The sequence below is a fragment of the Vibrio scophthalmi genome (assembly GCF_040869025.1).
GTDB lineage: Bacteria > Pseudomonadota > Gammaproteobacteria > Enterobacterales > Vibrionaceae > Vibrio > Vibrio scophthalmi.
Map to the genome: position 1 here is coordinate 1,295,282 of NZ_CP134272.1, position 21,484 is coordinate 1,316,765.

Annotated in this window: 21 protein-coding genes; 8 read left to right on the forward strand and 13 right to left on the reverse strand. The window is 43.5% G+C overall.

Annotated elements, in window-relative coordinates:
* Positions 1 to 5 precede the first annotated feature (5 nt).
* From RJD38_RS20740 to RJD38_RS20775, 8 genes are all read right to left on the reverse strand, one after another.
* Complete coding sequence (locus RJD38_RS20740; protein ID WP_367971525.1) at positions 6 to 2,225, reverse strand: GumC family protein; 2,220 nt, start codon at positions 2,223 to 2,225, stop codon at positions 6 to 8.
* 45 nt (positions 2,226 to 2,270) lie between these two features.
* Positions 2,271 to 2,855 carry a polysaccharide biosynthesis/export family protein gene (locus RJD38_RS20745; protein WP_367971526.1) on the reverse strand — a complete coding sequence of 195 codons (585 nt, stop codon included), beginning with the start codon at positions 2,853 to 2,855 and terminating at the stop codon, positions 2,271 to 2,273.
* A 26-nt stretch (positions 2,856 to 2,881) separates the two neighbouring features.
* On the reverse strand, positions 2,882 to 4,282 hold the full coding sequence (locus RJD38_RS20750; RefSeq protein WP_367971527.1) for an undecaprenyl-phosphate glucose phosphotransferase: 1,401 nt from the start codon (positions 4,280 to 4,282) through the stop codon (positions 2,882 to 2,884).
* A gap of 508 nt (positions 4,283 to 4,790) precedes the next feature.
* Entirely contained in the window at positions 4,791 to 5,540 is a 750-nt protein-coding gene (pstB, locus tag RJD38_RS20755) for a phosphate ABC transporter ATP-binding protein PstB (protein ID WP_009386456.1), read from the reverse strand.
* A 29-nt stretch (positions 5,541 to 5,569) separates the two neighbouring features.
* A complete protein-coding gene (gene pstA, locus RJD38_RS20760; RefSeq protein WP_367971528.1) occupies positions 5,570 to 6,433 on the reverse strand; it encodes a phosphate ABC transporter permease PstA in 864 nt (287 codons plus the stop codon).
* Between the two features lie 15 nt (positions 6,434 to 6,448).
* Positions 6,449 to 7,381 (reverse strand): phosphate ABC transporter permease subunit PstC, encoded by a 933-nt coding sequence (gene pstC, locus RJD38_RS20765; protein WP_005597891.1) that lies wholly within the window; start codon positions 7,379 to 7,381, stop codon positions 6,449 to 6,451.
* 96 nt (positions 7,382 to 7,477) lie between these two features.
* A complete protein-coding gene (locus RJD38_RS20770) occupies positions 7,478 to 8,299 on the reverse strand; it encodes a phosphate ABC transporter substrate-binding protein (RefSeq protein ID WP_367971529.1) in 822 nt (273 codons plus the stop codon).
* A gap of 421 nt (positions 8,300 to 8,720) precedes the next feature.
* Positions 8,721 to 10,586 (reverse strand): fructose-specific PTS transporter subunit EIIC, encoded by a 1,866-nt coding sequence (locus RJD38_RS20775; RefSeq protein ID WP_367971677.1) that lies wholly within the window; start codon positions 10,584 to 10,586, stop codon positions 8,721 to 8,723.
* Between the two features lie 228 nt (positions 10,587 to 10,814).
* Between RJD38_RS20775 and RJD38_RS20780 the strand changes: the two genes are divergently transcribed.
* Positions 10,815 to 11,114 (forward strand): PTS fructose transporter subunit IIB, encoded by a 300-nt coding sequence (locus tag RJD38_RS20780; RefSeq protein ID WP_009386460.1) that lies wholly within the window; start codon positions 10,815 to 10,817, stop codon positions 11,112 to 11,114.
* Positions 11,115 to 11,137: 23 nt separating this feature from the next.
* On the forward strand, positions 11,138 to 11,914 hold the full coding sequence (locus RJD38_RS20785) for a PTS sugar transporter subunit IIA (protein WP_367971530.1): 777 nt from the start codon (positions 11,138 to 11,140) through the stop codon (positions 11,912 to 11,914).
* Between the two features lie 43 nt (positions 11,915 to 11,957).
* Here the strand turns inward: RJD38_RS20785 and RJD38_RS20790 are convergent, their stop codons facing one another.
* Positions 11,958 to 12,797, reverse strand: a complete 840-nt coding sequence (locus RJD38_RS20790) for a helix-turn-helix transcriptional regulator (protein WP_367971531.1) — start codon at positions 12,795 to 12,797, stop codon at positions 11,958 to 11,960.
* Between the two features lie 500 nt (positions 12,798 to 13,297).
* On the opposite strand from RJD38_RS20790, the gene manA reads away from it, so the two are divergent.
* The 5 genes from manA to RJD38_RS20815 all read left to right on the forward strand — a co-directional run bounded on the left by manA (position 13,298) and on the right by RJD38_RS20815 (position 17,330).
* Positions 13,298 to 14,500 carry a mannose-6-phosphate isomerase, class I gene (manA, locus tag RJD38_RS20795; protein ID WP_367971532.1) on the forward strand — a complete coding sequence of 401 codons (1,203 nt, stop codon included), beginning with the start codon at positions 13,298 to 13,300 and terminating at the stop codon, positions 14,498 to 14,500.
* Positions 14,501 to 14,736: 236 nt separating this feature from the next.
* Positions 14,737 to 15,177, forward strand: coding sequence for a PTS sugar transporter subunit IIA (locus tag RJD38_RS20800; RefSeq protein ID WP_367971533.1), 441 nt, complete (start codon positions 14,737 to 14,739; stop codon positions 15,175 to 15,177).
* Positions 15,178 to 15,189: 12 nt separating this feature from the next.
* On the forward strand, positions 15,190 to 16,587 hold the full coding sequence (locus tag RJD38_RS20805; protein ID WP_367971534.1) for a fructose-specific PTS transporter subunit EIIC: 1,398 nt from the start codon (positions 15,190 to 15,192) through the stop codon (positions 16,585 to 16,587).
* Between the two features lie 225 nt (positions 16,588 to 16,812).
* Entirely contained in the window at positions 16,813 to 16,983 is a 171-nt protein-coding gene (locus tag RJD38_RS20810) for a helix-turn-helix transcriptional regulator (protein WP_367971535.1), read from the forward strand.
* Between the two features lie 11 nt (positions 16,984 to 16,994).
* Positions 16,995 to 17,330 carry a helix-turn-helix domain-containing protein gene (locus RJD38_RS20815; RefSeq protein WP_367971536.1) on the forward strand — a complete coding sequence of 112 codons (336 nt, stop codon included), beginning with the start codon at positions 16,995 to 16,997 and terminating at the stop codon, positions 17,328 to 17,330.
* Positions 17,331 to 17,442: 112 nt separating this feature from the next.
* On the opposite strand, the gene RJD38_RS20820 is transcribed toward RJD38_RS20815, so the two are convergent.
* From RJD38_RS20820 to RJD38_RS20830, 3 genes are all read right to left on the reverse strand, one after another.
* A complete protein-coding gene (locus RJD38_RS20820) occupies positions 17,443 to 17,652 on the reverse strand; it encodes a hypothetical protein (protein ID WP_005597911.1) in 210 nt (69 codons plus the stop codon).
* A 207-nt stretch (positions 17,653 to 17,859) separates the two neighbouring features.
* The gene (locus tag RJD38_RS20825; protein WP_367971537.1) at positions 17,860 to 18,600 is read right to left on the reverse strand and encodes a sulfite exporter TauE/SafE family protein; all 741 of its coding nucleotides are present in this window, start codon (positions 18,598 to 18,600) and stop codon (positions 17,860 to 17,862) included.
* A 104-nt stretch (positions 18,601 to 18,704) separates the two neighbouring features.
* Positions 18,705 to 19,538, reverse strand: coding sequence for a DUF6279 family lipoprotein (locus RJD38_RS20830; protein ID WP_367971538.1), 834 nt, complete (start codon positions 19,536 to 19,538; stop codon positions 18,705 to 18,707).
* Between the two features lie 226 nt (positions 19,539 to 19,764).
* Here RJD38_RS20830 and RJD38_RS20835 point away from each other — a divergent pair, with 226 nt between their 5' ends.
* Positions 19,765 to 20,127, forward strand: a complete 363-nt coding sequence (locus RJD38_RS20835; protein ID WP_367971540.1) for a cystatin domain-containing protein — start codon at positions 19,765 to 19,767, stop codon at positions 20,125 to 20,127.
* A gap of 84 nt (positions 20,128 to 20,211) precedes the next feature.
* On the opposite strand, the gene lhgO is transcribed toward RJD38_RS20835, so the two are convergent.
* Entirely contained in the window at positions 20,212 to 21,423 is a 1,212-nt protein-coding gene (gene lhgO, locus RJD38_RS20840) for an L-2-hydroxyglutarate oxidase (protein WP_367971542.1), read from the reverse strand.
* Between the last annotated feature and the right edge of the window lie 61 nt (positions 21,424 to 21,484).

Sequence of the window (21,484 nt, forward strand, 5' to 3'; positions counted from 1 at the left end):
CCCACTTATGATTGCTGTGCTTGAGGAACTTTGTCCAAATGGTGAATGTAGTCACCGTAAACATAATCTTGCTTACCTTTCCCTTCACTAATTTGGTTTAGCAGCAAACCTTCAAACTGCACGTCATGAGACATAAATCTGGATATTGTGTTGCGTAGAGTGACAACTCGTGTACTAGACGCCCTTAACACCACCACAACCTTGCCGGTGATTTTACTTACAATCATGCTATCACTGACCACTAGAGCGGGTGGCGTATCGATAATGACCTTGTCAAAGCGCTCAGCAAGTTGGTGTAACAGCTGTGAGAAGCGTTCTGAACTTAGCAGTTCTTGTGGATTCTGAGTTGGCATACCCGCTGGCAGTACCGTTAGCCCCGAGCGCTCATCGACAAACAGACACTCATCTAAGCTGGCGTTCATCAGAAGATGGTTGGTTAAACCTGGCTTATAACGTTTATGCCCAAAACGCTCCGCAACCGCTGACTTTCTTAAATCACAATCGATAAGCAGGGTGTTCTCTACTTTTGAAAATGCGAGTGCTAGATTGATTGAGCACGTTGTTTTCCCTTCATTCGGTAAAGAGGAAGAGATTGTAATAAATTTATTGTCTTTATTTGCTAGTGCTAGCGCTGTCCTAGCCGAACGGATCGACTCGTTAAATGTCATGAACTTTTCGCTAAAGAAGACATCACTACCCAGCGCTCGCTTCTTAAATTTGTTGAGCCTAGGGATTCCGCCCAGTGGAATTATGCCGAGTTTGTCTTCACAATGTTTAATTGACGTAATGGTGTTATTAAAGGCATCCAGCAACAACACAACCGAGATCGACAGAAGCAGCGCTGCGATCATCGCAAGACCGACGATCAATTTCTTGTTCGGTTTAGCCGGGAACTGCGGTACCAGAGCCTCATCAGTAAAACGGGCATTTCGTGAATCAAAATCACTGGTTGCCGTGGTCTCTTTTTGACGATTTAAGAAGATATTTAAAATATTGCGGTTGGTCTCTTCCTCACGCAGTAACGCTTCATATTGACGTTTTTTCACCGTCAAACTTTGGAATTCTTGTTTACGCTTATCCAACTCGCGTGAAATCAAACGCTCTTGAGAGCGCACGGCTTGCAGCTCTTTACCTATACCACCGACCAATTGACGGATCAATTGATTCAACTGCTCCTCAAGGTTGGCACGCTTGGCACTAACAGCGATCATCTTTTCATGCTTAGGGCCATAGGTTTTCGAGAATTCTGTTTGCTCATGTTTGGCGTTAGACAACAAACCACGCAAATTAATCACCTGAGGGTGTTTAGATATTTCAGGTACTGAAGAGACATCAGTGATGGCCAATGAACCACCACTACTCAATGTGCTATAAGCAGATTCCAGTTGAATTCGACGGTCAGTGACTTCGCTTAAACGCAAGATAAGATCATTAATTACTGCGCTCGCTTGAACATCAATACCGCTATCATCGTCATCAACAAGTTTTTCCTGCGCCAGAAATTCGATTAGAGCATTTTCAGAGCGCTTCAATTGTTCTTGTAGCTGCGCCATTCGACCAGAAATCCAAGACGATGCATGTTCAGTGGCATCTAATCGAGCATCAAGTCCTTCAAGAATGTAAGCTTCCCCCACAGCATTAGCCACATCTGCCGCAAGTTGTGGGTCTACAGATTCAAAGGTAATGCGGACTAGTTGTGTTTTACGAATAGGCGAGATATACAATCTCGATTGAAAGTTCGCTAACACCGCATAACGCACCTTGGTCGCCAGTTCTTCTGCGGTAGGCTCTACTTTCGCCTCTTCTGACTTAAACATCGGTAGCGCTAGAATCTTCTCTTTCACAATTGCTTTAAAGGATTGCTTGGGTTCAATATAGGGATTGAACTCTTTATTTTGCTCCAAATTCAATTGCGCAATAACACGCTCAGCGATACGACGCGATTTTAGAATTTCAAACTGAGTTAAATAGTACTCTTGCTGAGTAGAATCAATACCCACTACTTCTTCGATCGAGACGGCTTTACTGGTGTTTGATTCAATCAATAGTGTCGCAGTTGCTTGATAGGTCGGGGCAATTGATAATGCAAATAACGCAGCAAGTACCGTAACAAGAGTGGTAAACAGTGATATTTTTAACCAACTGCGTTTTAGTAATACGATGTACTTACCAAAATCCACCGACTCCCCTTCAATCGAGGTTTTCTCATCGCTTAGTAACTTCATACTTTCCCTAATAATTCGTCAAATTGAGTTGGCTGGTGAGGCTTATTACCAAAAAGAAGCAACGACATGAATCGTGTCACCGGGGTGAATGACTTGGTATAACTCAGCTTCCGTTTCTGTATTTTTATCAAATTCCCTCGCTAACTGTTCTGCAGTAAGATTGGCATATTGATCAGCTTCTGTAGATTTAGTGCGGTAAGCTCTCGCACTGCGTCGATACTTACTCATCACGCCACCCGCTAATGAAATCGCCTTTTGTACCGTGAGTCCCGGTTCGTATTCATAGCCACCAGGTTTATTGACGAGGCCGTTAATGTAAACATTACGATATTGAACAATAGCGACGTTCACTTTAGGACTAACTAAATAGTCACCTTGCAGACCTTGAGTAATTTCACTCTGAACTTGCTCTAATGTCTTACCACCGAGTTTAATCACCCCCAAATACGGGTAATCGATCACTTCACGGTTATCGATTTTTTGCTCTTCTATGGTGAGATTCTCTTCACCGTAGACTTTAATACTGATGACGTCACCAGCCGCAAGTTTGTACAGAACCGTGGTATTCGCATTGACCGAACCAATAGAAATACAACTCAGCACAAGGATTTTAAACAGCTTGTTAATCACTTTTACACCTAATCTTATTGGATAAATTAATATGCGGTTTTACCTACAAAACCTTTAAATATGGTTAAGAAGATTATCTTAATATCGAGCCACAGTGACCACTCACGAATATAGGTCAAATCATATTCGACACGCTTTTCCATTTTGTCGATAGTATCTGTTTCTCCGCGATAGCCATTAATCTGCGCCCAGCCAGTAATGCCTGGTTTCACTTTATGACGTAACATATAGCGGTCAACAATTTGGCGATATTCTTCGTTGTGCGATACAGCATGAGGACGAGGACCAACAATTGACATGCGGCCTTGGAGGACGTTGATAAATTGCGGCAATTCATCCAAAGAAGTTTTACGAATAAATGCGCCAAATTTGGTAATTCGTGGGTCACCTTTCGTAGCTTGTTTTACTACTTGGCCATTATCCATAGAGCGCATTGAGCGGAACTTCCACACTTTGATCTGCTTACCATCAATACCATAACGATGTTGCTTAAATATAATTGGACCTGGAGAAGACAGTTTCACACCGATGGCAACCGCTAATAGCACCGGACTAATAAGCAAAAGAATAAGCGCTGAAACGACGATATCTTCTAGTCGTTTTACAAAAGTCGACATACCATAAAATGGCGTATCATGGATACTTAACGTGGGAATATTACCCACATTGCGCCAACGTGATTGAATAAGATCATAAGTGAAAAAATCTGGCACGATATAAACACGAGCGGTGCTATCGGCGAAGTAATTGATCACTTCTTTAATTCGATTAGATGCTTTCATTGGCAAGGCAACGTATACGTGGCGGAAGTCGCGCTCTTTCGCCATTTGCAAAGCATCATTAATTGAACCTCGGAGTTGCACATCAAGGTTTTCATCTGCAAGACGATCGAGGCTGCGGTCATCAAAAATGCCGACGAGGTTAAGGCCATGATGACGACTTGATTGGATCTCCTTCGCCAAAGCTAGACCAGCTGGTGTTGCGCCAATGATGATGCTTTTTTTCTCATAAGAATCCGACTTCGCTGAAGTTCGAACTTTACTGCTCACCAATCTGTAAGAAGTCAGTAATACCGGTGTGCCAACAAACCAAAACGTCATCGCAATACGAGAAAACGAGTCAGTAATTTTAAAACCAAAAGCGAGTACAAGTAACAAACCAATGGCACAAAACCAGGACAGCAAAATAGGTGGTAAAGTTTGACGCAGAGACGACGTATATGAAGGGTTATAAACACCAAGTAGCTCGGCCATGACACTAAATGAAACCACCGCAACACTGGTCGCTAAAAGATAGTAAATATTCCAACTGTCAGCATAAATATTGGCGGTCATTAAAATAGTAGCGATAATAATCGCGATATCTAACACACGGTAGGCAACGACATGCTCGTCACCATGCTGTTTTATAATACCTATCTCTCTCATACCAAATTCCCTGCCATAGACCAATCCCCTTTCATAGCGAAATAACGCACGCTCATTTAAAACGAGCAGATAGCATCACCTCAACAAGCACATAGTCTGTATTTATTTGCGACAAAAACAAACTATAATTATTCTCTATTCAACTTGTTCCAGACTTTGAGATTGCAAAATTTCCAATAAATGAGAACACCATTTAAAAAACACTAAAATGAGATAAATTTATTTATTTTGCATTATTCAACCAGCCATTAGCCATGGAATAAGTATGGCTTTATAGCAATTTGAAGTGATGAAAAATAAATAAAGCTACAACTTTATCATTAGAAAGCTAAATTAATCACAGATGTAACGGGGAAGAGGTTTACAGAATGACCATCTTTTATACAAATAACTTCATAGCCACATTTGATGCCTCTATTTGGCATTTTTCAGACATAAAAAAACCCCTCATTATGAGGGGCAATAGTTACCATCGCTTATAGTTATAGTATGTACCAGTAAATACGTTTTAACCGAAGTCACCATTGACATAACCTTGTGTACGGTCATCACGTGGTGCACTAAAAATCACATTGGTTTCATCGTGCTCAACCAACTCCCCCATTAAGAAAAATGCGGTGCGATCAGAAATGCGTCGTGCTTGCTGCATTGAGTGAGTCACAATGACGATCGTATAGTTTTTCTTCAGTTCTTCCATCAACTCTTCGATTTTGTGCGTCGCAATCGGGTCTAATGCTGATGTTGGTTCGTCCATTAAAATAACATCAGGCTCCATTGCGATGGTGCGCGCAATACACAGACGCTGTTGTTGGCCACCAGACAAGCCAAATGCATGTGATTTAAGGCGGTCTTTAACTTCATCCCACAATGCAGCACCACGCAATGAGCGCTCTACTACTTCATCAAGATGCTTTTTGTCTTTAATCCCTTGAGCACGCAAGCCATAAGCAACGTTTTCATAAATGCTCATCGGAAATGGGTTTGGCTTTTGGAATACCATTCCTACTTTAATTCGCAGGTCTGCCACATCGATATTGCCATAGATATCTTCATTATCCATGGTCAGTTTGCCCGTAATTTTTACGCCTTCAATCAGATCATTCATGCGGTTTAAGCAACGTAATAACGTCGATTTACCACAACCTGAAGGGCCAATAAGAGCGGTCACTTGACGAGTCGGGATCGGCAGGTTAATAGATTTTAATGCTTGGCTCTCACCGTAAAACAAGTCTAGGTTTTCAATGTTAAATTTGTTCATAACTATTTCTCTTAAATCTTAAATTCGAATCAGTAAGTTGCTGTATTAAAACGTTTAGCAATTAACTTGGTGATCATATTGATCAGCAGGACAACAACAATCAGTACGGTGGCGGTTCCGTATGCTTGGTTCCACTCTTCAATGGTGAAGAGTTCAGTCGTCAGTTTGTAAAGGTGTACGGTTAGGGTGCGTCCTGAATCTAATAAAGAATCTGGAATACGCGCTACCATGCCTGCCGTTAAAAACACCGGAGCTGACTCGCCAATGACACGACCAGTACTTAGAATGATCGAAGTTAAGATACCTGGCATCGCACTTGGTAAGATCAAACGCCAGATGGTGTAAATTCGTGAAGACCCTAGAGCATAAGAACCTTCTCGGTATGTTTGAGGTACCGACATTAGTGCTTCTTCAGTGGTACGAATAATGACAGGTAGTATCAGAATACTTAACGTAAGTGCACCTGACAGAATCGAAAAGCCCAATCCAAGAATGGCAACAAAGAATGTCATACCAAACAAGCCAAAGATAATCGAAGGAATACCAGCGAGTGACTCTGTACAGAAGCGAATCACTTTCACTAATCGACTACCCACTTTGGCATATTCTGTGAGGTAGATGGCCGTCATAATACCCAATGGCGCGGCAACGGCAATCGATGCAATAACCATATACAGTGTCGACACAATCATTGGAAAAATGCCGTGTTCATCACCTGTACGTGTATAGTCGTCAGTAATGAAATTCCAATCTACGTGCTGAAGACCATTCGACAAAATGTACCAAATAATCCAGAACAGGAATCCAACCGTTAGCGCCGCTGCAGCCCATACGAATGCACTAAGCATGTTATCTTTAAACTGACGCGAGCGTTTTAGTTTTGCGTAATCCATAATCATTACCCGTCTCTATTTGGTCTTCTGACGATTAAGATAAAGCAGCACTGCATTGAGCATCATGATAAATGCCAACAGAACAACACCTGTTGCGTAAAGTGCGCTTGCGTGAACGCCGCTTGCATACGACATCTCAATGGCGATATTCGCCGTTAGCGTTCTGGCTGCATCCAGAATGCCTTCAGGCATAGCTGGAGCATTACCCATCACCATAATAATCGCCATCGTTTCGCCTAAAGCACGGCCAATACCCAAAATGACACCGGTCATAATGCCCGAACGTGCCGCCGGAACGAGTAACTTGAAGATGGTATAAATCTTTGACGCACCAAGAGCAAGAGAGCCTTCTTTGTATGCACGAGGTACAGCGCGAATTGAGGTTTCAGAAACGGTAATCACAGTAGGTAGAATCATCACGCCAAGTACAATGATACCGGCAAGAATCGTATTGCCCGCTGGCACATCAAACACATTTTGAATGAGCGGAACAATAATCACCAAACCAAAGAAACCGTACACAACCGAAGGAATACCAGCTAATAGTTCCACCGCAGGGCGGATCACGTCAGCTAAACGCTTTGGGGCGATTTCTGCAATAAAAACGGCGGTTAACACGCCAACAGGCACACCAACGACAACAGCACCAAATGTTGATACAACCGATGCCACAATCATGGTTGCCACACCGTAAAGCGCAGGTGGTAACCAATCTTGACCAAGAACGATGCCACTCACACCTACTTCTTGAAAAGCGGGTAGCGATTCGCGCACGATGAAGTAAGCAATAACGGCTAGAGAGACAATACCAATAACGGCACTGGTGAGAAACAAGCCATGAAAGATGCGCTCTTTCCAGTCAACGCGCTTTTTCGCTCGTAAACCAGGCTTTGAAATTTGAGTCGCTTCAGTGTTCATAAGCTTTTCACTATTTGTTGCGATGGACATATAAAATCACCGTACTTGCCCAAACTATCTGGGCAGTCGTGTAACAAAAGGCTCAGCCCAAAAGTAGGCTGAGCAATTAATTAATGTTTCAAGGTATTAGTTAACTGAGATGTAGCCTTTCTGCTCAACAAGCGCTTGTGCGTCTGCGGTTAACATCCAGTCTAGGAATTTTTGTGTTTCAGCTGAAGGCTTGCCTTCTTGGTAAAGCACTAGGAAAGGACGAGCAACTTGGTAAGTGCCATTCTTCACGTTAGCAACAGAGGCTGGTGTGCCGTTGATGTCTAGCGCATTCACTGAACCATCGACAGTACCTAGTGAAATATAACCAATTGCGTATGGGTTAGAAGCAACCATGGTTTTCAGTGCACCGTTACCGTTCGCCACTTGAGCACGTTGAGAAATAGCCGATACTTTCATACCTGATACTTTCTTTTTCAGCTTCATGATGTCTTCAAATGCACCACGAGTGCCTGAAGCCGTATCGCGAGTAATCGCTACGATTGGCTTGTCAGCGCCGCCAACATCTTTCCAGTTGGTAATTTCACCTTTGTAGATTGCGGTTACTTGCTCAGCGGTTAGGCCTTCAAGTTTGTTATTAGGGTTAACTACAACCGCGATACCATCTCGAGCAACCACTTCTTCAATCAATGTTGCTTCTTTTTCTGAATTTTTTAGGTTGCGTGATGACATGCCTAAGTCAGCGCTGCCATTTTTTGCCGCTTTTACGCCCGCCGAAGAACCAGGTCCTTGTACTTCGATAAATACGTTCGCATTGTCTTTCATGTATGTTTCAGAGAAAACTTCCATCAGCGGAGTTACGCTACTAGAACCTACCGCAGAGATAGTTTCTTTCGCTGAAGCTGGAGTCACTGCTAGTGTGCTTAGTAGAGCAATCGCTCCGATAACTGTCTTTTTCATCACAAGTTCCTTTAATGGCTTTATTGCCGTTGTGTTTATTCAACGATGCCCACTTTAGGGAGGAAATATGACAGTTGTGTTTCACTTTATTGAAGGCTGCATGACATTTTAGTTTTTATTCTCCTGCACATCCCATCTCAAAAATCTCAATTTAAAACCATGATAAACAAGGATTTAGTAAAATAAAGGAAGGGTAAAACCAAGCTGATTCGTACAAAAACACACCAACGTTGCGGTGTCACAATTAAATTCATTTGAGCCGTTTATGAATGATTGAAGCTGTTAAATAGAAAAAAGCCAGTCAGAATACTGACTGGCTTTTAGCCCAACGACGTTGGATTACAGGAGCAAACTAGTCTAGGGGGAAAGACTAATTAGCTTAGGGGGAACTGTTTAGATAACGACATTAAAATTGGCGACCCTATGCTTTCGATTTAAGCAAAGCGGCAGCACTTAACATGGCATCTTTGGTGCAGACATCAATTATTTTTATATTATTAAATCGTTCAGGATCTTTGATCGCCACATCGTGAGCAAAAATAACAAATCGCGCTTTTTCAACATCTTTCGCCGTAATACGATTGTTAATCCCATTGGCGCCTTGCGTCTCGACTTTAATTTTTACTCCCAGTGCCTGCGCCGCTTTTTCCAATGATCTTGCCGCCAAGAAAGTATGCGCTACGCCTGAAGGGCAAGATGTGACTGCCAATACTTCGGCCTCACCTTCACCTTCCACCGCGCCAAAGTGCAATGCATTGGATGAATGCTCATCTTCGTTAACGGTCTTTTTCAATAAGATGACAATAGCTGCCGTCGTCATCGCCCCAACAAGAGTGCCGATTATGTAGCCCAACTTACCATCCACCACGGGTAGAACTATCCAACCGCCCCATGGCGCATGGTTGATGACATGGAACATAAAGCCAGTCACATTCCCGACAATGCCACCAGCAACGATGGCTGGGATGACTCGAGCTGGGTCTGCGGCGGCAAAAGGAATCGCGCCTTCACTGATACCAATCATGCCCATGATGCCCGCAGCTTTACCTGCCTCACGCTCTTCACGCTTGAACTTCTTCGGTGAAAATAGCGTTGCTAATGCCATACCGAGCGGCGGCGTACAAATCGCAATACCAACCCCACCCATCAACCATGGTTGGGTATTCACTTGGCTCTGCGCGAATAGTGTCGCGACCTTGTTAATTGGACCGCCCATATCGAACGCCGTCATCGCGCCGAGGACCGTACCTAAGATAATTTTTCCTGACCCTGCAAGGCCCGCCAGCCAATTGTTAAGCCACTCCATAGCATTGGCAATCGGTGTACCAATCAGCCACATCACCGCCCCACAAGTGACAAAAGTACCGACCAACGGATAGATAAAGATCGAACCTAGCGAGGTCATACTGCTTGGCAACTGAATTTTTTTAAGCAGATGAACCACAAAACCGGCAAAGAATCCCACCACAATTGCACCAAGAAAGCCTGTGTTGTAATGGCTAACAGCAATCCAAGAGCCAATCATCCCCGGAGCAAGACCTGGCTTATCGGCGATAGAGTAAGCAATGTAACCGCCAAGCACTGCGGTAAAAAGAGTTAATCCCGCAATGCCCATTTGCGCGATATCAGCGAGGATGCCGTTGGTTGGCACGCCACCATGGCCGGAAATCATGACCGATAGCGACAGTAATACCCCACCAGCCACAATAAAAGGGATCATGTGGGAAGTGCCAAATAGCAAGTGCTCTTTCGCTCGCGCCAAGCTCTGTTTTAATGGGCTTGGGGAAACCGAAGATAGATCGACTCGATCTTGATAATGGGCGTGACTTTGCTCAGTTTCGACATCGGTAAGTAAAACCAGCGCTTGTTCGACTGTCTCTACCTTTTTAAGCGAGTCCACAAAGCCATCTTCAATCAGTTTCGATGACAATTGCGCCAATACCTCAATATGGTGGTGATCATCTCCATCTGGAGAAGCCAACATGAAGAACACGTCCGATAGTTCGCCATCTTCCGCACCATAATCAATACCTTTACGGCTAATTCCAACAGCAACCGCTGGAGTCGAAACCGCATAACTTTTGGCATGAGGAATCGCAATACCTTGCTCAAAACCGGTATTACCTATCTTCTCTCGCTTCCATATATCCGCTAAAAATTCATTTTTATTGTCCAATTTGCCTGCCGATTCTAACAACTCGACAAGCTCCAGCAATACTTCTTCTTTTGTTTGAGCTTTTAACTCTAAACTAATCGTCTCTGGCTCTATGAGATTGGTGATATCCATTACTGTTTTACCCAAATGACCTATAGCTAAGAAGACCGAGGAGTGTTCTGGTTTGTGCATAGATTAGCCACACTTGTCTCGGTGAGATACAGGAGGAATCTAGCATTAACTGGAAAAATGTAACACTCATTTCAAACTGTGATGAGGCTCTTATCTATCAGTGGTTTAAATCGATCTTTTGTCGCTTTGATATGCTAGTATCCAGCAAAAATAGAGTCGAGATTCATGATGAAAATTGTTGCTGTGACAGCTTGCCCTACAGGCATTGCACATACTTATATGGCCGCAGACGCTTTAGTAAAAGCGGCATCTAAATTTAACGTCCAAATAAAAGTTGAAACCCAAGGCGCTATGGGCATTGAAAACCCATTAACCCCCGTTGATATTACCCATGCCGATCGCGTGCTGATCGTCTCTGATATTGAGATTGAACAAGCAGGCCGATTTGAGGGTATGAACATCGTACAGATCCCAATTGAAGACGTATTGTTGAACGTCGACAAAGTCTTTCTTGTTCATTGCCGATAGATAAATAAAAGCGCCAACTGCGGATGAACGAATACCAAATTACCTTTCTAGTTGATGATGCTAACGCCAGTGCTCATGTCGCTTCGCCGCTGCATCGCATTGCTAAAAAATTCAAAAGCTCCCTGCATATCCTCAACATCACCCAAGACCGTTGCGCCAAGTTGACGCAGTCAATGGCGATGTTACAAGCAGGACTCTTGAAAGGTGATTTATGCCAAATTACCGCAATCGGTATTGACGCGGAACTGGCATGTTTTGTCATCAAAGACATCATTGCTGATCACTTCACCCTGGTGGGTTCACAGATCAACTATGAGTTTTCCAGTCAATTGGCTCAGCGCTTACCGCAAATTTGCCCACCGAGCGAAATTCATTGGCACTATGCCAAAGCGCGCACTGAGCTGACAAAGTTTGAATGTTTAAAAGGGCTTGCCCAATTAATTCATCCAGACGATCCCGATGAACTCATTCTTGCTTTCATTAAACGTGAAGAACGTTCCTCAACGTGTGTCACCCCCGGCATCGCTTTACCACATGTTATGTTTGGTGGTGTTGAACACGTTTCTATCGCCGTTATCGTGAATGACAAGGCAATAGACTGGGCATCAAAGATGGGCGATGTACATATCGCAATAGCACTGGTAATTCCTGCAAAACCCACTCGTGATCAAATCGTTTCCGCTACCAACCTCACCCGTAACCTGCTAAGCGGGCAAATGGCTGAACGGTTATTGTCAACCAGAAGCAGTGTCGATCTACAAGCTCTATTGATGTATTCAATGTCACGCCTAATCGCATAATTTAGGCGCCGATTTCAGTCTCTATTATCAACCCAGTGTTTAATTAAGCCGAACCACGATATTCCGTTGGAGTGCGCCCTGTTCGCGTTTTAAAAACTCGGCAAAAATAGTTCACATCTTTAAAACCACAACGTACCGAAACATCACTCAGTTTAAAGTTATATTTCTTCAACATAAATTTAGCGCGATCAACACGCACCCAAGTAATGTAGTCCGCCAATGTCATATGGCCTTGTTGACGGAATAGGCGGGACAAATGGTTCGAAGAGATACTAAAGCGCTCTGCAATACTGTCGCGCGTGATCGGGCGGTGAAAGTTTTCTTGGATATAAATACAAATCCCTTGATAGAGATCTTGGACGCGACTCTGAGTTTGCTCGACAGGCGCCTCCAACATGGTTTTGCTGTATTGCAATAATGCTTGCAGTAACAGCTCATCCATTGGTTTTTTATGGCTCTCACGCGCCAGCGAACTCAGTGCTTCAAGAATATTATCAATCGCAAATCCTGAACGCGTCTGGATGCTGTGCTTTTGGATATCATAAAAACCGGTCTCGCCCTTGCGCTTGCTTACCAAGCTAAGCCCTAATTGGCGACGACCAAACAAAATACTCAAAACAGAACAGTTAGTGTCCCAATCAGGTTTATTCCAACAGTTTGGCGGAATAAAAATCGCATCTCCTGCTCTCGCGGTGATATGAGTCACTTTGCGATCATGGCTTTCCATCTCGTTGACATATTCGCCATCAAGTACCAGCTCTAAACGTGGAAAATTCACTTGGTAACTAAATTCAGGTGGGGTATGGAAATCACCAGCAAACCATATGTTATGCAAAGGCTCGCGCTCACCCAATACTGACGAAATCAAATCGTGGAAAATCATTATTTACTCTTTGCATACACCAAAAATGCTCTTGGGATAGATATACATCGCCCGCTCATTTCGTGCTACTGAGTAAAGTCACAGTTCGGAACTTAAGTTACAAAAATCCAGCAAAAGCACCAATATTGCAGCTTACCATTATCTCCCATCATGACCATTCAACCAATCGCCTCCTACATAAGGAAGCTATAAATAACAATTAGTTAACCTGAACATCCTGGCAAGACTCTGCTCATCATGCATTACTCGATCTCAATCACACAACCAACAGTCCGATACAATCTTCCAGTAAATGAGTTTTTTCTTCACTACAGCACACCTCCCTCTCCCAGCAAAATATCCGCTAGGTAATAAACCACATCAAATAACGGAGAGATGGTCGCTCAGTGATCGCGTTTTATATCTGCATCTCACTTTAAGGTGAAGAAATGCAACGTCGATGACCACCATCACTATCCATAAACCTCTTAACATCCACACTCGTCCTTACGGTGATTGCTATGTCTGATCTTGCGCCAAACCCTGTTTTTTTTCCGATGACCAACGTAATACAAAACTACGCTTGGGGGAGTTCATCATCATTCAATCAATTATTTGGTATGGCAAACCAAACCGGTGAGCCACAAGCTGAAATTTGGATGGGGGCACACCCTAACGGTTGTTCAACCGTACACAACCAAAATGGAGAGCCTACTAAGCTGTCTTCACTTATTGCGCAGAATATCAATTCATTCTTGAGTGAAAAGGTTGCAACACGCTTTGGTGAATTACCCTACTTATTTAAAGTGCTCGCAGCAGAAAAAGCGTTATCTATTCAGGTTCATCCTAATAAGAGTCAAGCAGAACGCGGATTTGCTCTTGAAGAACAGCTCGGCATTCCGCAAAGTGCTGGAAATCGAAATTACAAAGACGCGAACCATAAGCCAGAATTAGTCTATGCGTTAACAGAATACCATGCCATGAACGGCTTTCGATGCGTTACCGAGATCATTGAGAACTTTACTCGCCTTGCGATTCCGACCATTGAGCCACTGTTAGCTCAATTGAAAGCAAACCCAACCGCACGCGGATTATCGCTGTTTTTCTCAGATCTACTCTCTGTCGATGGAGAGCAAAAAAATCAAGCAATCACCGCACTTCTTCTACGAGTAGAAAATGCCGAAGAACCGCTATATCAACTGATTGTAGAGCTCGAAACCCAATACCCAGGTGACATTGGTTTGTTTGCTCCATTGATGCTCAATGTGATCACTCTGCAGCCCGGTCAAGCCATGTTCCTCGATGCCGAAACACCTCATGCTTACCTTAAAGGGACGGGCCTTGAAATTATGGCCAACTCAGACAACGTACTGCGTGCCGGTCTTACGCCTAAGTTTATGGACATTAACGAACTTGTTTCATGTACAAAATTTGACGAGAAACCCCACGACAGCTTGTTATTAAATCCTATTGAATGTGATGCGATGTTGGAATACCCAATCCCAGTTGACGACTTCAAATTCGCCATTGTGTCCCATTCACAGCAACGTCAGATCCACACGGAAAGCGCCGAGATATTGCTACCTTTGGATGGTGCAATGGTGCTGACGCACGTTAATGGGGAGTCTTGCTTGATTGAAAAAGGTCAATCGGTATTCATTCCAGCTTACGCACAAAACTACACGATTGATTGCGAAGGGCGTGTGGCTCGCGCTTACAGTTAATCGACAACCCATGTTTCTTTAGCCTCGCATTCGCGGGGCTTTTTTCTTTCCATTCTCAATTCTCAATTCTCAATTCTCAAACGGCCCATTGCCAAATATCTCACAGTTTTATTGATGACCTCTATCACACTTAAATCCGCTTGATACAAATCTACAGTGGATGGTTTTTTTTTGCTATTTCGCAAAACACTCGCTTGGATTAATTTTATCGCATTACTTCAACACCCGAGTTAAACATGATTACTACACTAACAAACGTCAAATTAATTAAACACGAACTTCAAGCAACTAATAAAAAAGAAGTGTTCGAAGAATTGGCTAAAATGCTATTTGATGAAAATCGAATCAGCAATAAAGAATCATTTTTACAAGATATTGAAACTCGTGAATCTGTCAGCGTCACTTCAACCGAAGGTATCGCTTACCCACATGCGAAAAGCAAGGCCGTTATCGACCCTGCAATCGCAGTTGGTGTAAAGCGCGAAGGTATTGACTACGGTGACGAAGACGGTATCAAACCAACCGTGTTTTTTATGATTGCTTCACCTGATAACGGTGCAGATCATCATATTTATGTACTACAAGAACTATTTGGAAAATTCAGTGATGAATTTATCCAAGATATTAATAACGCGAAAGATCAAAACGAAATTCTGAATATTTTAATCAATTCTTAAGGTGGATTATTTATGAGTACCCTAACAGCTCAAAATACCAGCAATACTGATTTTAAAAAGACACTCAGCACATTAAAAGGCCACCTACTTTTTGGTACCTCTCACATGTTACCTTTTATCGTTGCGGGTGGTGTTCTACTGGCTCTTGCGGTAATGGCATCTGGTAAAGGTGCGGTTCCTGCAACTGGCATCTTGGCAGATATCTCAAATATCGGCATTAAAGGCTTGGTGCTATTCCCGATTATTCTAGGTGGTTTCATCGGTTACTCAATCGCGGATAAACCAGCACTGGCTCCAGCTATGATTTCTTCTGGCATCATGGCTGACATGGGCGGCGGTTTCCTAGGTTGTATCGTGGCAGGTTTCCTTGCGGGTGGTGTTGTATACCAACTGAAGAAAATCCCTCTTTCTCCAAATATGACTGCTCTTGGTGCGTACTTTATCTACCCACTAATCGGTACTCTAGTATCAGCTGGTATCGTTCTATGGGGCATTGGTGAGCCAATCAAACTGTTCATGACTTCAATGAACGAGTTCCTTGCTTCAATGGCAGGCGCATCGAAAGTAGTTCTAGGTGCTATCCTAGGCGGTATGACTGCATTCGACATGGGTGGTCCAATCAACAAAGTAGCAACGCTATTCGCTCAAACTCAAGTTGATACTCAACCATGGCTAATGGGTGGTGTTGGTATTGCAATCTGTACGCCTCCTCTAGGTATGGCTCTTGCAACTTTCCTATTCAAGAAGAAATTCTCTAAAGAAGAACAAGAAGCAGGTAAAGCAGCAGCAATCATGGGTTCAATCGGTATCTCTGAAGGTGCTATCCCATTCGCAGCAAACGACCCAATGCGCGTTCTTCCTTCAATCGTTGCGGGTGGTATCGTAGGTTGTGTGTTCGGTTTCCTAACTGACATCCTGCTACACGCACCGTGGGGTGGTCTAATTACAGCGCCTGTATCAAGCAACATTCCAATGTACGTAGTGGGCATCGCTCTAGGCTCTCTAACAACAGCACTTATCGTTGGTTTCTGGAAACCAGTCGTTGAAGAACAAGCTGAAGAAGTTGAAGCAGCACCAGTTCAAGCAGCGGCAGTCGCTCCAGTGGCAGGTGAAGGCGAGTACGATGTAGTTGCAGTAACTTGTTGTCCATCAGGTGTTGCACACACTTTCATGGCAGCAAAAGCGCTAGAAAAAGCAGGCGCAGCAGCAGGTATCAAGATCAAAGTAGAAACACAAGGTCAAAACGGCATTCAAAACCGCATCACTGACCTAGACGTAGCCAACGCGAAACTGGTTATCCTTGCTCACGATATCCAAGTGAAAGATGCTCACCGCTTTGCAAACGCAAAAGTTATTGAATGTTCGACAAAAGAAGCGATGAAACAAGCTGCGACTCTAATTCAAGCGTAACAACCGCAATAATTAGACAAGATGTGATTTAACGATCACTAAGCACTAAACAAATCCGACACTTTCATCGAGAGTGTCGGATTTTTTATTTAATGGGTATTGCATTAACACCAACATTACAAGCGAAGTGCATCACAAACATTATCGACTTTTTGTCTTTACACTTTGGCTTTACCACTCTCCCCCATAAGCTAAACCTCGTTGTTATTTTACTGGCGATTCACAATGAATTTGTCCCTAACACTCAACATTATCGATATCATTGAAGAACAGCTGCCGAATAAAGTTGCTATTCAAGAGGTCGCTCAGCAGTGTGGGTTCAGTCGCTCCTACTTACAGCATCAGTTTAAGGCGACCACCGGGATTTCTATCTCTCAGTATCAAAAACATCACTAATCAACCTGGCTATGCAACAACTTGCTCACTGTGACCAGCGTATTCTTGATGTCGCGCTTGAATATGGTTTCGAATCGCAAGAGGCATTTTCTCGAGCATTTCGCCAATATACCTGTACTCAACCCTCTCAGTTGCGTGGTCGAGAAATCTGGGCAGACCGCATGTCATTTCCACGCCTCAATATCAAGCATCTCCGCCTTCTCAGCTCAGTGCTGATCTTGCCCTTGACGATAGTGTCGCAAAAACCCACGCGATGGGGGTGCTATACGTTGAGCTCTGCGAAATTGAGCCAGTTTAGGTATCGCTTTAGACGCGCTGTCAGAGGAATCACGGAGAAGGAACTGTAGAGAAGAAATAACACAGTGAAAACAAAACAGCCGATGGTGAAATCCAATCGGCTGCTTAATTTCTTTTGAATCTCTTTGTGCAGTAAGGGATCGGTTCACAACAAAACCGTTGCTATGCATTCTTCTCCCGATTGGACGGATGAATCACCTTTACAGGAAAATACTTATCTTTAATAAACAGGCACGCGGCACCAATGAGCGCGACCACAGAGACAAAGAACAACGCATTCATATGTAAAAACCATGCGAAGATTGCTGCGAGAAACGCAATAAAGGTGATCATGCGGCTGTTTGTCATCACGTGACCTAATTTTCTATCCATAACTCCTCCTCTATCTACTGGAAATATCGAAAAAGCACGAACAAAACTAAAGAGCCGTTCCGTTATTGGCTGATAATAAGCCCAATGCGTGCAGTGAAATTATCAGCAAAATCGTATAAAAAAACCGCAAACAAGATCTCAAAATCACACTAACGGATGAGGCTATTAAAGGTTATGTGAGAGTCAACACAAATAGTTATCGAGCACTTAGATATAGGCATCAACAAAGAAATAACCCGTCATTATGGTACTGGATATCACAACAAAGGTTTTAATATAGATAGGCGCTAATTGACGCGAAATTCGAGCCGCAAGATACCCTCCAAACACACTGCCCGTTAATACGGCCAACCCCGGCAACCACGCAATCATATCTTGATAAACGAACACTACCATGGCACTCAGAGAGACGCCGCTTGACACGACCAATTTGAGACCGTTCATTTGATTAATGTCTTGGTACCCCGCCAGAATCAGATAGCTCAATACCACAATGCCTAAACCCGCGTTAAAAAAGCCCCCATAAGCACTGACTAAAATCAATACCGCGGGTAAAATCCATTTCGCTGTCTGTTGTTTTTCAAGCCAACGACTGAGGTAAGAGCCGAACAGAAACAGCAAGGTCGCAAAGAGCAACAACCACGGGATAGTACGAGTAAAAAGCTGCTCATCGATGGTAATGAGTAAAGCAGCCCCTATAGTCCCCCCCACCACGCTTAACGCAAGAATCACAGCCACTCTAGCGGGTTGATGCATAAAGTCGTCTCGAAAGCCATAAGCCCCCGACACGTAACCAGCACTGACAGAAAAAGTATTGGTTGCATTCGCGACAACCGGTGAAATTCCGACCAACATTAATGCTGGGAAGGTAATAAAACTGCCTCCGCCCGCAACGCTGTTTATGACTCCGCCAATCACTCCAGCAAAAAATAGCAACCACCAATCCATCCACGTTCCTTCGCTTTATTTCGTTATCGCCAATTCATCTTTCCTTGATAGAAAGCCACTCTACCGACAAAACAGCTAAATTTACATGCCACTTTAGCCGTGTGTTAGTCGAGCAACTCAGCCAATATATCCTGCCAACTTCGAACTTCATCACGAAAATATTGAGTCTGTTGCTCTGTCATTAGATTAATCACTTCAACCAAGTAAGCACGCCCAATCGTACTATTATGCTCAATACGTTTATCAAGTTGGTCAGAATAAAACAGCTCTGGGCTATAAAGCAGCGAGTTTAACAAAGCAGCCAATTTATCTGGGTTATGTCGGTGAGAAAACAGCCTTATGAGCTCGACTCTAAGTTGAGTTTGGTACTCAAACCATAACGGCGTCGTTACTTGTAAATCGGATGCCCAAGCGTCGATAACCTTCAACTGTGAGGACGTTAGCGGCCCCAACCAATCTTCAAGGTTTTCGCTAATTCTGTTTTTATAAAGAGCGATGAGTTCTGCTTCGTCTTCAGATTCTCGCTGATGCTTAAATTGCACATGACGCACTCGTAGTGCGTTCATAAACTGCTCAACCTGAGCATCACTCATGCTAGCAATCAACAGCGTAATGACTGGATAAAACCGATCTAATAACTGGGATGAAAATTGACGCCAGCGAGCTTCATGCGAGATAAATTGGGCTTCGGTAAATGTACTAGGAGAAATCAGTAAAATTTGGTTCAATTCCGCAATATAGGCGGGAATTTCTTCGCGACGATGCCACACACTGGCATCCTCAATGGCAAAGCTGATCACCTCTTGCTGATTGTCGTTAAGTTCAACAAACTCTTCAACAAAGCGAATCGCTATCCAATCGGCATTGTTATAGACAAATTTAGTACCACAACCGCTGAGTGATAGACAGACCAACAGCAATAATAGCCAAGGTTTCATAGCACCTCCCTGTTTCATCGTATCCTTCCACTGCTGGTTATCGATATTAGCTTTAATCTATACCGCCAGCTTAACCAAGAAGGTTCAAGCAGATTTGTACGAAAAATTGACATCAAACTGACTAAGATCCCAATGATCTTTTTGACAATACTCCATACTGCATTCAAATTATAACAAGCACTTACTCACTCTCGGCTGCAAAGTAGCCTGTTAGGAAGGAAAAAACATGAAGAAATTAATGGCTGTTACTGCGTTTGCCGCCTTGTCACTCGCCGGCTGCGCAACACAATCTGAACCGAAACAAGCAACTTCACCAATCTGCCAAAATAAGATACTCGCAGGTGGCTGGCAAGTTGCTGAAATGACGCCTGAAGTTGAGAAAGCAGTCGCAACATTAATGGATCGTATGAATACCGCTTCACCATTAAAACAAGTCAATGAAGTGCGCAGCCAAGTCGTCAACGGTACAAACTATGCAATTGAAATTGAGTTAGAAAACGGCGAAATTTGGCATGCGATCGTTTATCGCAATATTCGTGGTGATTACATGATTGATAGCGTTGCTAAACAAGGCAAATTATGTTCATAGCAATGAAGTGATATCGAAACGAAATTTTCCGTTAGGATCGTGAAATTACTGCATTTAACGCCCAGTTAAGCTGGGCGTTTGCTTTTAATGATCAACGAATTTTTGCAACGCTTTGCCGCAAATATATTCACCAATCGGTATCGCTGATGTTGCGGCAGGACTTGGAGCATTGCAAACATTAAGCGATCGCGCGCTTTCACTAAACAAAAAATCATGCACTAATTGTCCATCTTTAGTTACGGCTTGGGCACGGATTCCCGCAGGATAACTTTCTAGATCATCCAATCTAATCTCTGGACAATATTTATTAACTAACGTCAAATACCCCGGCTTCCAAAGAGAATTAAGCCACTCTTTAATACCCGTACTTAAGTTTGCCCATGTCACCTTCCAAAAGCCGGTAAAACGCAACATCTGCAGCGTATCTTTAAGACTAAAGTTAAATCGGCCATAACCCTCTCTCTTCCATCCTTGGACGGCATTGGGTCCAACCGTCACCGAACCATCAACCATACGGGTTAGATGAACCCCCAAAAATGGTAATTGAGGATCAGGCACTGGATAAATAAGATGATTTACAATTCGGTTATGGCGCGACGCTAATCTAAAATACTCACCACGATAAGGAATGATCTGAAAATCAGTGGCGATGCCCAACATTTTTGTGATGCGATCGGCCATAAGGCCTGCACAAGTAATTAAATACTGGCAATTTATTTGTAACGTTTGCTCATCAGATGCACAGGTGAGTTGGACTTCGTCGTCAAGTTCAGAGATGCCAATCACTTCTATCCCTAAACGAGCTTCGCCCCCTAAGGAGATAAACTCAGCCACCATGGCCTGGGTTACACGTTTATAATCGACAATGGCAGTTTGCTGAACTCTAATAGCGGCTAAGCCACGAATATTCGGCTCAGCCAGTTTGAGTTGCACCTCATCCAATCGCTCAACATCAATCCCATTTTGCTGGCAACGCTGATAAAGCGTATCTAGACGAGTCACTTCTAGTGAATTTGTCGCGACGATTAGCTTGCCACATTCCTCAAAGGGTATCTCATGTTGGGCACAAAACTGCTTAGTCGCTACGGCGCCTCTCACACAAAAATCGGCCTTGAGCGAATCTGGCGCATAGTATACTCCCGCATGAATAACCCCACTGTTGTGGCCGGTTTGATGTAGGGCATACTCTGATTCCTTTTCAACCAAAAGAATCCGTTTATCTGGCAACTTTTTTTTCAACTGCCATGCCGTCGAGGCACCGATAATACCGCCGCCCACAATAATATAGTCGTACATTCCGTTGTTACTCTTCCGCGCTGAACTTCAGCTATGATAGCAAAGCAAAACGGTTAACTCT